This window comes from Ruegeria sp. BF10 (assembly GCF_056538725.1).
Genome location: NZ_JBQFTR010000001.1, coordinates 868,332 through 881,225, shown reverse-complemented (window position 1 = coordinate 881,225; position 12,894 = coordinate 868,332). Strand labels below are relative to the sequence as shown.

Below are 12,894 nucleotides of genomic sequence, written 5' to 3'. Positions count from 1 at the left end.
CATGACCATCAACACCTCTCGCCGTGGGTTTCTGAAAAGTGCCGCCGCTGCCGGTGCCGTCCTGCTGGTCGGCACCCGTCCGGACGGTGCACTGGCCGCGGCCTCGTCCGAGACCGCGCAGTTCAACCCGTTCGTGAAAATCGATGCCGATGGCACCGTGACCGCCATCGTCAAACACTTTGAAAAAGGTCAGGGCCCGGCAACCGGGCTGCCGACGCTGATTGCCGAAGAAATCGGCCTGACCATGGACCAGATCGAATACGAGTTCGCCCCCTCGGATCCGAACGTTTACAACAACCTGCTGTTTGGACCATTCCAAGGCACCGGCGGTTCGACCGCGATGGCGAATTCGTGGCTGCAATACCGTCAGGCCGGTGCTGCCGCGCGCGAGATGCTGATCAACGCCGCCGCGCAGAGCTGGGGCGTGGATGCATCCGGCATCACCATCGAAGACGGCATCGTCAAGGCAGGCGACAAGTCGGCTCCGATCGCTGAGTTCGTGTCCGCTGCGTCGCAACTGGACGCTCCGGCAGAACCGCGCCTGAAGGACCCGTCGGAATTCCGCCTGATCGGAAATGAAACGGTGCGCCGCAAGGATTCGGCAATCAAGGGCAACGGCCAGGCGATGTTTGCCATGGACGTTCACCTGCCCAACCAGATGATCGCCATGATCAAACGCCCGGAAGCGAAGGGCGGCATCGCCCTGGGTTTTGATGACAGCGCATCGAAAGAGGTCAAAGGCTATATCAGCGCCGCGGTTCTGCCCAATCAGGCCGGTGTCGCGGTTTATGCCGAAAACACCTGGGCCGCGATTCAAGCACGCGATGCGCTTGAGGTCGAGTGGGACATGTCCGGCGCGGAAACCCGCAACTCGGACCAGATCAAGGCCGAGATCATGGCCGCGCTGGAGGCTGAGCCCACGTATAACGTGAACAAGGCGGATTTTGCAGCTGTGGCAGCCGCCATCGACGGCGCGGACAAGGTCGTTGAAAAAACGTTCTACTTCCCACTGCTGGCCCATGCCCCGATGGAACCGCTGAACTGCACCATCGAGCAGACCGCAGACGGAGACATCGTTCTGCATGACGGGGCACAAATGCCGACGGGGCCCCATATGGCCTACCAGCAGATCTTTGGCCTGCCCGCCGAGAAGATCCAAATCAAGACCATGCTGGCTGGCGGGTCGTTCGGGCGCCGCGCCACCCCGGATGCGGATTATCAGGTCGAGGCCGCCCTGGCCTTTGTCGTCACTGACCGCTCGCGCCCGGTGAAACTGGTCTGGACGCGCGAAGACGATATCCGCAGCGGGTATTACCGCCCCGCCTTTGGCCACAAGGTCCGGGTCGGGCTGGATGCCGATGGCAAAATCGTCGGATGGCAGCATCAGGTAGCTGGCCAATCAATCATGAAAGGCACGGCCTTCGAGGCCTTCGCAGTGCATGACGGGGTCGACCACAGCTCGGTCGAAGGTATCGCGGACAGCCCCTACCAGATTCCGGGAATGGCGCTGGGTTTAACAGATACGCCCAAGGCAACCTCGGTACTATGGTGGCGCTCGGTGGGGCACACCCACACGGCCTATACGATGGAAACCATGATGGATCTGGTGGCCCAATCGGCAGGGCGCGATCCGGTGGAATTCCGTCTGGCCCATCTGTCCGACAGCAGCAACGCGGACCAGCAGCGAAAAGCCGCTGTTTTGAAGCTGGCGGCCGAAAAGGCAAACTGGGGCAATGCGCCAGAAGGTCGGTCGCAGGGGATTGCCGTTCACAAGTCCTTTGGGTCTTACGCAGCTGAAGTGGTCGAAATCTCGGGCGATCCGGAAAGTGGCATCAAGATTGAAAAGGTCACCTGTGCCGTGGATTGCGGCATTGCCGTGAACCCGGATGTTGTGCGCGCGCAGATGGAAGGCGGCATCGGCTATGGCATTGGCCACGTGATGCGTGACCAGATCACTCTGACCAGCGGTGCTGTGGATCAATACAACTTCCCGGACTACGAACCGCTGCGTATCGGGGATATTGCCGCAATTGACGTACATATCGTGCCATCAGCCGAAGCGCCAACCGGTGTCGGAGAACCCGGCACGCCACCGTCAGCGCCTGCATTGGCCAATGCGATCAATGCCCTGTCAGGTGTGCATGTGGCGCAATTGCCCATGGAAGCGCATGGTGTCAGCTTCGCTTAAAAGCACCTCTCCGCGCCGGTCAGAACCGGCGCGGACGTTCCACGACCCCCAAGCAAAATTTGATCAAATTTGATGACAAAGCAGATCCATTGAAGTAAATCACTGGGGAGTTTCACCGACGGAGCCCCCAATGGACCTGAGCGCCCTGCACAATTTCCGCGTTGCCGCATGTGATCTGAATGGTCAGATGCGCGGCAAACGCGTGCCCCCCGTCTATGCGGACAAACTGGAGAAGGGGGCTGTACGAATGCCATTCTCGGCACTGAACGTTGATCTGTGGGGCGCAGATATCGACGGTAGCCCGCTGGTCTTTGAAACCGGCGACGCGGATGGGGTGCTGCGCCCGACCGAACGCGGCCCGGTACCCGTGCCCTGGCTGGATACGGAAACGGCGCTGGTGCCAATGAGCTTGTATGATGATGACGGCGTACCGTTCCCGGGCGACCCGCGGCATGCTCTGTCCGCCATACTCGACCGCTATGCGCAACGCGGCTGGTCCGTTGTTGCCGCGACGGAGTTGGAGTTTACACTGGTTGATGCGTCTGGCGCGCAACCACAACCGCCAGTGAATCCGATCACCGGGCGGCGCCTAGCGGATGAAGCTGTTCTGTCGGTTGCTGAAATGGACGCGTTCGAAGCGTTCTTCACCGACCTGTACGACGGCTGCGCCGCAATGGGCATCCCCGCGCAGACGGCCATCTCGGAAAGCGGTATCGGCCAGTTCGAGATCAACCTGAACCATCAGGATGCCATGCGCTGTGCCGATGATACGTGGCTTTTCAAGGTATTGACGCGTGGATTGGCGCGCAGGCACGGATTTGCGGCCACCTTCATGTCCAAGCCTTATGCCGATGACGCGGGCAACGGAATGCATGTGCATTTCTCGGTGTTGGACCAGACCGGGCGCAATGTGTTCGACAACAACGGGCCGGAAGGCACCGAGGTTTTGCGATCTGCCGTAGCTGGCTGTGTCGCGGCCATGCCAGGCAGTACGCTGATATTTGCCCCCCACGGCAACTCCTACACACGGCTCATACCGGGTGCACATGCGCCCACGGGCGCCTGCTGGTCCTATGAAAACCGAACCGCAGCCATTCGCATCCCGGGCGGAGCCCCGGCCGCGCGGCGCATCGAACACCGCGTCGCCGGCGGAGACATAAACCCGTATCTGATGCTGACGGCGGTTCTGGGCGCGGCACTTGTCGGCATCAAGGACGGCTTGACACCACCTGCCCCGATCTCGGGGAACGCCTATGACATCGCGGACCTGCCTCAGCTGATGCCGGATTGGTCGAGTGCGATTGACAGGTTTGCCGCGGATCCCTTGGTGGCGCGGCTGTTCCCCGCTGACCTGATCCGCTATCTGACCATGACCAAGCGACAAGAGATCACCCGATTTGAGAGCATCCCGCCCGAGGATCACTGGCTGAGCTATCTCGAGACGGTTTGACCCCCCTTGCCGCATCAACCAGTCTCGGCTAGGATTAATTTGATCAAATTTGGTGACACATGAAAATCGGTATTCTACAAACCGGCCACACCCCCGAAGTGCTACAGGAAGAATTCGGGGATTATGACGAACTTTTCCCCACGTTGCTGCGCGACAACGGGTTCGAGTTCGTGACCTTTGCCGTCGTCGACGGCAATTTCCCCGAAAGTGCGGATGATGCGGATGGGTGGGTCATTACCGGATCGCGTCACGGGGTTTACGAAGACCTTCCCTGGATCGCCCCGCTGGAAGCTTTGGTGCGCGATATCTGGGAAAGCGGAAAACCTCTGATCGGCGTTTGCTTTGGCCATCAGATCATTGCTCAGGCACTGGGTGGCAAGGTCGAGAAGTTCGCTGGAGGTTGGGCCGTAGGTCGTACTGAGTACGAGTATGACGGCAACAAATTATGGCTGAATGCCTGGCATCAGGATCAAGTTGTTGAATTGCCGAAAGAAGCGCGGGTTCTGGGCCGGAATGCCTTCTGCGAAAACGCGATGCTGGCTTATGGGGACACAATCTGGACGGTTCAGGCCCACCCGGAGTTCACCAATGGCTTCGTGGCGGGCCTGATGCGGACACGGGGCAAGGGCGTGGTGCCCGAAGACCTGATGCGCGAAGCCGCAAATCGCGAAACCGCGCCGGACGACAACGCCAAAATCGCGCGCCACATGGCCGAGTTTCTAAAGAAAGAGAGAGCCTGATGGCTGATTGGACCGATAAACTGCCGGAAGCCGCAAAGGCGTATTTCCACGGGCAACGACTGGACGAAGTTGAATGCATCATTTCGGACCTGCCGGGCATTGCGCGCGGCAAGGCGGTGCCTGCATCAAAATTCGCAAAGCAATCCTATTTCCACCTGCCCGACAGCATCTTCTACCAGACCATCACGGGGGGCTGGGGCGAAGCCGCCGGCGATGACGGGTTCATCGAAAAGGACATGATCCTGAAGCCCGACTTCTCGACCACCTCCGCTGCACCGTGGACGGGGGATTGGACATTGCAGGTGATCCACGATGCGTACGACCGGGATGACAATCCGATCCCCTACAGCCCGCGCAATGTGCTGAAACGCGTTGTGCAGCTTTATCATGACAAGGGGTGGAAGCCGGTTGTTGCACCAGAGATGGAATTCTTTCTGGTTGCCCCCAACGTGGATCCGGCGCAGGGCATCAAGCCCATGATGGGGCGTTCCGGTCGCCCGGCCGCGGCGCGGCAGGCTTATTCCATGACGGCCGTGGACGAGTTTGGCCCGGTGATCGACGACATCTATGATTTCGCCGAGCATCAGGGGTTCGAGATCGACGGCATCACGCAGGAAGGCGGCGCCGGGCAGTTGGAAATCAACCTGCGTCACGGCAATCCGGTGAAACTGGCCGATGAAGTCTTCTATTTCAAACGTCTGATCCGCGAGGCCGCCCTGCGCCACAATTGTTTTGCCACCTTCATGGCCAAACCGATCGAGGAAGAGCCGGGCTCGGCCATGCATATCCATCACTCGATTATCGATATGGAAACCGGTCAGAACATCTTCTCTGGTCCTCAAGGGGGTGAGACGGACGCGTTTTATCACTTCATCGCCGGTTTGCAGAACCACCTGCCCGCCGGTCTGGCCGTCATGGCGCCCTATGTGAATTCCTACCGGCGCTATGTGAAAGATCACGCGGCACCGATCAATCTGGAATGGGCCCGTGACAACCGCACCACCGGTATTCGCGTGCCCCTGTCCGGCCCGGAATCGCGGCGCGTCGAGAATCGCATCGCCGGGATGGACTGCAACCCGTATCTGGGCATCGCGCTGTCGCTGGCCTGCGGCTATCTTGGCCTGGTCGAGCAGGAACGCCCACGTCGTCAGTTCTATGGCGACGCTTATGAAGGCGAGGGCGATATCCCGCAGGTCATGGGCGAAGCACTGGACCTGTTCGACGAGGCCACCGCCCTGCACGAGGTTCTGGGCCCCGAATTCGCACGCGTTTACGGCATCGTCAAACGGGCCGAGTACGAGGAGTTCCTACAGGTCATCTCTCCGTGGGAACGTGAACATCTGCTGATCAACGTCTGAGACCTTCCGTGAACCTGCTTTATTCCAATGACCGCAAGGGCCAGTACCCTGACAGCTGGTATGCCGCAACGGCACATCCGATGGATCGTTTTCCCGCGTTGTCAGACGACACCAAGGCGGATGTGTGCGTTGTCGGTGGCGGCTATACGGGGCTGACTGCGGCTCTTCATCTGGCCGAAGCCGGGTTCGACGTCGTGCTGCTTGAAGCGCACCGCGTCGGCTTTGGCGCGTCGGGCCGAAACGGCGGCCAGTTGGGCAGTGCGCAGCGGATGGACCAGGAAGACCTCGAGCGTCTTGTTGGCGATGCCGACGCCGCCAGGCTGTGGGAACTGGCCGAAGACGCCAAGGATCTGGTCAAATCCCTGATTGCAAAACACCAGATCGCCTGTGACCTGAAACCCGGTGTCGCCGTTCTGGGCCTGAGCAAATCCGAGCAGAAAGAACTGCATGACCACGCCAGCCATCTTTCCGAACGGTACGGATACGACCAGATCGAGCTGTTGGACGAAAACGCGGGTCATTCGCTGTGCCCGTCGCCAGCTTATCACGGGGGGTATCTGGATATGGGTGCGGCGCATCTGCACCCTTTGAACTTTGCGTTGGGATTGGCCCAAGCCGCGGCCAAAGCGGGCGTTCGCATCCATGAAAGCACCGAAGTGACCGGGATTGACGAGGGCCAGACGGCAGTGATCCGAACTGCACACGGCAACGTTCGGGCCGAGCACGTCATTCTGGCCTGCAACGGGTATCTGGGCGACCTCAATCGTTCCGTCGCCGCCAGGGTCATGCCCATCAACAATTTCATTGCGGCCACCGAACCCCTTGGAGAGGACACCGCCCGGGTTTTGACCCGGGATGTGGCGGTTGCGGACACAAAATTCGTGGTGAACTATTTTCGCCTCAGCGCCGATGGCCGCCTCTTGTTCGGAGGCGGCGAAAGCTATGGCTATCGCTTTCCATCAGATGTCGCCGCCAAGGTCCGCAAACCGATGACCGAGATTTTCCCGCATTTGAGGGATGTGAAAATCGACTATGCCTGGGGCGGAACGCTGGCCATCACCATGCGGCGGATGCCGTATCTGGCCCGTGTCGCACCCAATATGCTTTCGGCTTCGGGTTATTCCGGTCACGGTGTCGGCACTGCGACCCATGCCGGACAACTCATGGCGATGGCGATTCAGGGTCAGGCCGAAGGGTTTGACACGATGGCACGGGTGCCCGCGCTGTCTTTCCCCGGCGGCCCCGCCCTGCGCAGCCCGCTTCTGGTGCTGGCCATGACATGGTTCGCACTGCGCGACCGGCTTGGGGTCTGATCCACGTAAATTGCGACAGATTGGTGAATTTTCGCCTGCCCGGCGATTGGGGGCTTGGATTGCCTTTCGATTATCTTTATCTTTCCCAAAGATAGAATTCGGGAATTCCAAATATGACGCTGCCCCCCAACGTTCACGACGCCGAACCCATCCCTGCCGCCGCCAAGGACGCGATCGAGGCCCTGATGCAGTCAGGTGACCTGTTCCGCTATACCGCACCGCAGGATGCCCCGGTGGCCCTGCTGGAAGCCGAGTTCGCGGAACTGTTGGGTACGAAATACGCCTTGGCGGTGTCGTCCTGCTCGGCCGCGCTGTTTCTGTCGCTCAAAGCTCTGGGCCTGCCCCGTGACGCGCGGGTTCTTATCCCGGGCTTCACCTTCGCTGCCGTACCGTCGTCGGTCGTCCACGCCGACTGCATTCCGGTTCTGTGCGAAGTGGGTGAAAACTATCGCATCGACATGGCCGATTTCGAAGCCAAGCTGGACAACGTTCAGGCTGTCATCATCAGCCACATGCGCGGGCATACATCCGACATGGATGCGATCATGGCCTTGTGCGACGCACGAAACATTCCGGTGATCGAGGATGCCGCGCATTCGCTGGGCACCACATGGCATGGCCGCAATATCGGTACGATCGGAAAGGCCGGGTGTTTCTCGTTCCAATCCTACAAGATGATCAATGCCGGCGAAGGTGGCATCCTGATCACGAACGATGCAGATCTGGTCGCGCGGGCCGTCATCATGTCGGGCGCGTATGAACACAATTGGAAGAAGCACAAAGGTCCGCAGGGCGACAACTCACCCGAACTGCAAGAGGCCTTTGCCCGCTGGCAGAACAAGCTGCCGCTGTACAACCTTCGCCTGAGCAACCTCAGCGCCGCCGTGATCCGTCCGCAGCTTCCGGAACTGGCGCGCCGCGTCCGCGATGGCCTGGCGAACCACGATTACGTGGCCGGCCGCCTGAACACCTCGCCTCATATCGAGGTCCCCGCCCCGCTCCCCCCCGAGCAGCGTGCGCCGGACTCGATTCAGTTCAATCTTGTCGGAATGCAGGAACATGAGATCCGCGCCTTTGCCGCAGCGTCCGAGGCGCGCGGCGTCAAGGTTCAGGTTTTTGGTCTGAGCGAAGACAACGCCCGCGCCTTCTGGAACTGGCAATTCCTTCCGGAATCTTTCGACCTGCCCAAGACGCGCGACATGCTGATGAAGGCCTGTGACGTGCGCCTGCCCGTCCGCCTGACCCGCGAAGAGCTGGACGTGATTGCAGACATCCTGCTGGCATCGGTTGGCGAAGTGACCGGCCCGATGCCGGTTTACGGCACGTAAGACGAAGGCACATTGAACAAGAAAGGCCCGCACGATGCGGGCCTGTTTCTTTGTTCGGAACGGATCAGTTCAGCTTGGACAGTTTTTGCTGCAACTCGGCCAGCTGTTTCTTGATGTCGTCCAGATCCTCTTTCGGTTCGGACTTGTCCTCTTCCTTTTCCGGGCTGGACCATCCGCTGGACAGCCCACTGGTCATCGCCTTCAGGAAAGCCTGTTGCTGCGCCTGCAACGCGTCAAAACCCGGCATCTGAGACATCGGATTCATCGCGCTCATGTTTTCCATCATCTTGTTTTGGCTTTCGCGCAGCATCTCGAACGAGCTTTGCAGAAACTGGGGCATCATTCCCCCGCCCGGCAGCATGTAGCTGCGCACCAGATCATTCAGTACATTCACCGGCAGCACGTTTTCACCCCGGCTTTCATGTTCGGCAATGATTTGCAGAAGATACTGGCGAGTCAGGTCATCGCCGGTTTTCAGATCAATGATCTGCACTTCGCGCCCGTCGCGGATGAACCCCGCGATGTCTTCGAGCGTCACGTAATCGCTGGTCTCGGTGTTATACAGCCGACGGCTGGCATAGCGCTTGATCAGCAGCGGTTTTTCTTGGTCCGACACCCGGTTCCCTCCCCAAGGATGATGCGTTGCAGCACAGGTTATGCGAGTGCAGCACAAAAAGAAAGGGCAGGTCAATGGACCTGCCCAACGCGATTGCACCTAATGGGAGGGTTGGGTGCGTTTCGCGGACGTTTCTTACTTTGCAGCTGCAGCTTTCTTGGCTGCGGTGGTGACCTCGTTGGTCGCCTTTTTCACGGCGGCGGTTGTTTCTTCCGCGACGTCTTTGCCGGCAGCCATCAGCAGCTCGACGGTTTCGGTCTGAACTTTTTTCGCGATTTCAGCGAAAGCGGCCAGGTTTTCAGCTGCAACTTCAGCCGACGCGCTTGCGAAGTCGGTTGCGGCTTTTGCATAATCAGCAGGCTCTGCCTTGGCTTTGGACATCTCGCTCAGCTTGGCCAGGGTGTCCTTGGTCCATTTGTTCGAGATCTCGGCCGATTTCTCAGCAGCTTCCAGAGCAACGCCCGACAGCTTCTCGTTCAGCGAAGCGGTCGATTTGAATGCACCTTCCATTGCGGTGGTGTCCACCGGAAATGCACCCATCATGTCTTTCATGATCGCGGTAAAGTCTTGGGTCTTTGCCATTGTCCTAATCCTTTTAGCCGGTCCGGGCCCACCCCGGGTTTCATCAGCTTGAGGACAATATGATTGCTGCACCGCAGCATTGCAAGTTTTTTCTTGCTGCGGTGCAGAATTTTTTAGTTTCAAAATGAAATCAGGCGTTTGGTTTCGCCACAACATAAGTTCCGGGTGCGGGTGCAAGGCTCGGGTGCTTCGAATCACCCGGTTCACGGGCCGGAACCTGCTTGCCGGACCGCTTCTTCAACCACGCGTCCCACATGGGCCACCAGGATCCTTCGTGATAATCTGCTTCTTTCAGCCAGGTGTTGGCGTCGGGTTTCATATCCGGGTTGGTGTAGTGGCCATACTTCTTCTTGCTGGGCGGGTTCACGATGCCCGCAATATGGCCCGATTCTGAAACCACGAAGGTTTTGGACCGCGAGCCCATTTTCTGCACGCCGCGGTAACAGTCTTTCCATGCCGCGATGTGATCGGTTTCACAGGTTATGGCCATCAGCGGCACATCCACGTCTTCGAGTTTCAGCTTGTGCCCCATCAACTCATTACCGTCGGTGGCGAACTCGTTGCGCTGGCAGAGACCTCTCAGATATTCCACGGCCATTTTTGCTGGCAGGTTTGCACCATCGCCGTTCCAGTAGAGCAGATCAAAGGCCGGAGGTACTTCCCCCATCATATAGCTGCGAATGGCCGGACCATAAATCAGGTCGCGTGATCGCAGGAACGACATGGTGCGCGCCATGATCCACGACCGCAGAACGCCCTCCTTTTTTACTTCTTCTTCGATCCCGTCGATGAAGTCGTTTTGCAGGAATGGCGTAAACTCACCCTGATCGGAGAAATCCGTCAGTGCCGTGAACAGCGTTGCGGATTTGACCGACTTGTCGCCACGCTGTTTCAGCAGGGACAAGGTCAGACTCAGCGTCGTGCCTGCGATGCAATAGCCCACAGCGTTGACCTGTTTGACCTTGCAGATCTTCTTGGCCGTTTCGATTGCGGTCAGGAAACCGTCCTGAATATAGTCTTCCATGCCGGTTTCGGCATAGCTTTCATCCGGGTTCACCCAGCTTACGACAAACAGGGTATAGCCCTGTTCGGTGATCCATTTGATCATGCTGTTCTGGGCTTTCAGATCCAGAATATAAAATTTGTTGATCCAGGGCGGGAACAGAACGATGGGTGTTTCGTAAACCGTTTCGGTCACCGGCTTGTATTGAATCAACTCCATCATCCGGTTGCGAAAAACAACCTCGCCCGGCGTTGTCGCCAGGTTTCCGCCAACCTCGAACGCGTTTTCATCCGCCAGTTTGACGACCAACTCGCCATCATTGGCCTCGAGGTCTGAAACCAGATTCTCCAACCCTTTGATCAGCGATTGGCCTTCGGTCTCGACCGCCTTTTGCAGGGCATCCGGGTTCGTCGCCAGAAAATTCGTGGGCGCCATCATGTCGATGATCTGCTGCGAGAAATACTGTAGGCGTCGTTTGTCCTTTGCATCCAGATCATCGACCGACGAGACAGCCTGCGCAATCGCCTCCGCGTTTGTCTGGTATTGCTGCCGGATCAGTCGGAAATAAGGGTTTGTCTCCCAAAGGGGATTGGAGAACCGCTTGTCGCCGGGCTTGGTTTCCTCGGTTTCCAACTCACTTGTCGTCAGCGCTTTCTGCGCTTCGGCAAAGTTGAGAACCGACTTGCCCCAGAATTCTATCTGTTGTTCCAACAGCTTGGCGGGATTTTGCCATGCCTCGGCCCAATACGCCGTTGCTGCTCGTGCGAAAAGCTCTTGATTCGGGCCATCCAGCGCGGGGGTGTGAGGCTTTTTCGACGCCATAATCTCGATCAGGCGCTTCGAGAGCTGCTCGACCTTTTCCATATTTTCTTTAATGCGTTCAATATGTTCTTCGGACACGTCTGGCATTTGGCCTTCGCTAGTTGTCATTTTAACAATTCCACCCTAACCTCGCTGCTATGCAGAATAACGTCGTGGGTGCTGGGGGGCAAAGCGACGAATGGTCCGAATTATCAGACTGACACTCAGGAGGCCCCATTTATGCGCTATATGATGACCTACGACCTGATGGAGTCCATGCGTAACACCAACCAGTGGCTTGGTGCAACCGCAAGCGCGATGGCGTCCTACCCGCTGTTTTCCATGACACCCAACCCGGCGTTCAGCTGGATGGCCGCATGGGGCGAAGTGACCGAACGGACCTTCCAGCGAATGGTCGTCAAACCTGACTGGGGCATTCGAACCTTCACCTGCGAAGACGGCAAGGATCATCTGGTCGAGATCACGACGATTCTGGAACGCCCCTTTGGCGATCTGGTTCATTTCCGCGTCAATGGACGGGAAGAACAACCGCGCAAGGTTCTGCTGGTTGCGCCCATGTCCGGCCATTACGCCACCTTGCTGCGCTCGACCGTCAAAAGCCTGCTGGTCAATTGCGAAGTTTACATCACTGATTGGCATAACGCGCGCGATATTCCTGTTTCTGCCGGCAAGTTCGATGTCGAAGATTATACACTCTACCTTGTGGATTTCATGAAGGAACTGGGGCCGGACACGCATGTCGTGGCGGTTTGTCAGCCCGCCCCGCTGACTTTGGCGGCCACTGCCTATCTGGCCGAGGTGGAGCCCAAGGCTCAACCCAGTACCCTGACGCTGATTGGCGGGCCGGTGGACCCGGATGCGACTCCGACTGACGTTACCGACTTTGGACGACGTGTCACGATGGGTCAGCTGGAAGAGACCATGATTCAACGGGTCGGCTTCAAGTACAAAGGCGTCGGGCGTATGGTGTATCCCGGCCTGCTGCAACTGGCCTCGTTCATGTCAATGAACGCTGATCGCCACTCCAAGGCGTTTTCGGATCAGATTCAGCGTGTTATCCGCGACGAAGCTTCGGATCTGGATGCCCATAACCGGTTCTATGATGAATATCTTGCGGTCATGGACATGACGGCCGAATTCTATCTGTCGACGGTCGAACGCGTCTTCAAGAACCGCGAGATCGCACGCAACGAATTTGTTGTCGCCGGTCACAAGGTGGATATCGGCAAGATCACGGATGTTGCCGTGAAATCGGTCGAAGGTGCGAATGACGATATCTCGGCGCCCGGTCAATGCATTGCTGCACTGGACCTGTGCACCGGTTTGCCAGACAGCAAAAAGGCCAGCCACGTAGAACCGGGCGCGGGCCATTACGGCATTTTCGCGGGCCGCAGCTGGCGCGACAACATTCGCCCGCTTGTGATTGATTTCATGAACGAAAACAGCCGCAAGAAACGCCGCCGCGCAGCGAACAGCAACAAGGTCGCCTGAAGA

General features: G+C 58.4%; 10 protein-coding genes. 7 read left to right on the top strand and 3 right to left on the bottom strand.

The features are described 5' to 3' along the window. Position 1 precedes the first annotated feature (1 nt). The 6 genes from ACR0DJ_RS04465 to ACR0DJ_RS04440 all read left to right on the top strand — a co-directional run bounded on the left by ACR0DJ_RS04465 (position 2) and on the right by ACR0DJ_RS04440 (position 8,377). A complete protein-coding gene (locus tag ACR0DJ_RS04465) occupies positions 2–2,188 on the top strand; it encodes a xanthine dehydrogenase family protein molybdopterin-binding subunit (protein ID WP_480684013.1) in 2,187 nt (728 codons plus the stop codon). A 130-nt stretch (positions 2,189–2,318) separates the two neighbouring features. Continuing rightward, entirely contained in the window at positions 2,319–3,638 is a 1,320-nt protein-coding gene (locus tag ACR0DJ_RS04460) for a glutamine synthetase family protein (RefSeq protein ID WP_480684012.1), read from the top strand. A 59-nt stretch (positions 3,639–3,697) separates the two neighbouring features. After that, the gene (locus tag ACR0DJ_RS04455; protein ID WP_480684010.1) at positions 3,698–4,378 is read left to right on the top strand and encodes a type 1 glutamine amidotransferase; all 681 of its coding nucleotides are present in this window, start codon (positions 3,698–3,700) and stop codon (positions 4,376–4,378) included. Beyond that, positions 4,378–5,736, top strand: coding sequence for a glutamine synthetase family protein (locus ACR0DJ_RS04450; protein WP_152458471.1), 1,359 nt, complete (start codon positions 4,378–4,380; stop codon positions 5,734–5,736). Before ACR0DJ_RS04455 ends, ACR0DJ_RS04450 begins: the two co-directional genes overlap by 1 nt. Before the next feature lie 8 nt (positions 5,737–5,744). Then, positions 5,745–7,049: an NAD(P)/FAD-dependent oxidoreductase gene (locus tag ACR0DJ_RS04445; protein WP_480684008.1), complete on the top strand. Its 1,305-nt coding sequence runs from the start codon at positions 5,745–5,747 to the stop codon at positions 7,047–7,049. Between the two features lie 113 nt (positions 7,050–7,162). Further along, positions 7,163–8,377 (top strand): DegT/DnrJ/EryC1/StrS family aminotransferase, encoded by a 1,215-nt coding sequence (locus ACR0DJ_RS04440; protein WP_480684007.1) that lies wholly within the window; start codon positions 7,163–7,165, stop codon positions 8,375–8,377. A gap of 64 nt (positions 8,378–8,441) precedes the next feature. Here the strand turns inward: ACR0DJ_RS04440 and phaR are convergent, their stop codons facing one another. The 3 genes from phaR to ACR0DJ_RS04425 all read right to left on the bottom strand — a co-directional run bounded on the left by phaR (position 8,442) and on the right by ACR0DJ_RS04425 (position 11,508). Next, positions 8,442–8,993, bottom strand: coding sequence for a polyhydroxyalkanoate synthesis repressor PhaR (gene phaR / locus ACR0DJ_RS04435; RefSeq protein WP_152458474.1), 552 nt, complete (start codon positions 8,991–8,993; stop codon positions 8,442–8,444). 135 nt (positions 8,994–9,128) lie between these two features. Further along, positions 9,129–9,575: a phasin family protein gene (locus ACR0DJ_RS04430; protein WP_170343848.1), complete on the bottom strand. Its 447-nt coding sequence runs from the start codon at positions 9,573–9,575 to the stop codon at positions 9,129–9,131. Positions 9,576–9,705: 130 nt separating this feature from the next. Next, positions 9,706–11,508, bottom strand: a complete 1,803-nt coding sequence (locus ACR0DJ_RS04425) for a PHA/PHB synthase family protein (protein ID WP_480684005.1) — start codon at positions 11,506–11,508, stop codon at positions 9,706–9,708. Positions 11,509–11,619: 111 nt separating this feature from the next. On the opposite strand from ACR0DJ_RS04425, the gene phaZ reads away from it, so the two are divergent. Beyond that, complete coding sequence (gene phaZ, locus ACR0DJ_RS04420) at positions 11,620–12,891, top strand: polyhydroxyalkanoate depolymerase (RefSeq protein ID WP_480684003.1); 1,272 nt, start codon at positions 11,620–11,622, stop codon at positions 12,889–12,891. The last annotated feature ends 3 nt before the right edge of the window (positions 12,892–12,894 follow it).

Bases quoted from the DNA above. Each gene is read 5' to 3' on its own strand.
- ACR0DJ_RS04465 (WP_480684013.1), top strand. From the start codon at position 2: ATGACCATCAACACCTCTCGCCGTGGGTTTCTGAAAAGTGCCGCCGCT.
- ACR0DJ_RS04425 (WP_480684005.1), bottom strand. From the start codon at position 11,508: ATGACAACTAGCGAAGGCCAAATGCCAGACGTGTCCGAAGAACATATT.
- ACR0DJ_RS04450 (WP_152458471.1), top strand. From the start codon at position 4,378: ATGGCTGATTGGACCGATAAACTGCCGGAAGCCGCAAAGGCGTATTTC.
- phaZ (WP_480684003.1), top strand. From the start codon at position 11,620: ATGCGCTATATGATGACCTACGACCTGATGGAGTCCATGCGTAACACC.
- ACR0DJ_RS04460 (WP_480684012.1), top strand. From the start codon at position 2,319: ATGGACCTGAGCGCCCTGCACAATTTCCGCGTTGCCGCATGTGATCTG.
- ACR0DJ_RS04430 (WP_170343848.1), bottom strand. From the start codon at position 9,575: ATGGCAAAGACCCAAGACTTTACCGCGATCATGAAAGACATGATGGGT.
- ACR0DJ_RS04440 (WP_480684007.1), top strand. From the start codon at position 7,163: ATGACGCTGCCCCCCAACGTTCACGACGCCGAACCCATCCCTGCCGCC.
- ACR0DJ_RS04455 (WP_480684010.1), top strand. From the start codon at position 3,698: ATGAAAATCGGTATTCTACAAACCGGCCACACCCCCGAAGTGCTACAG.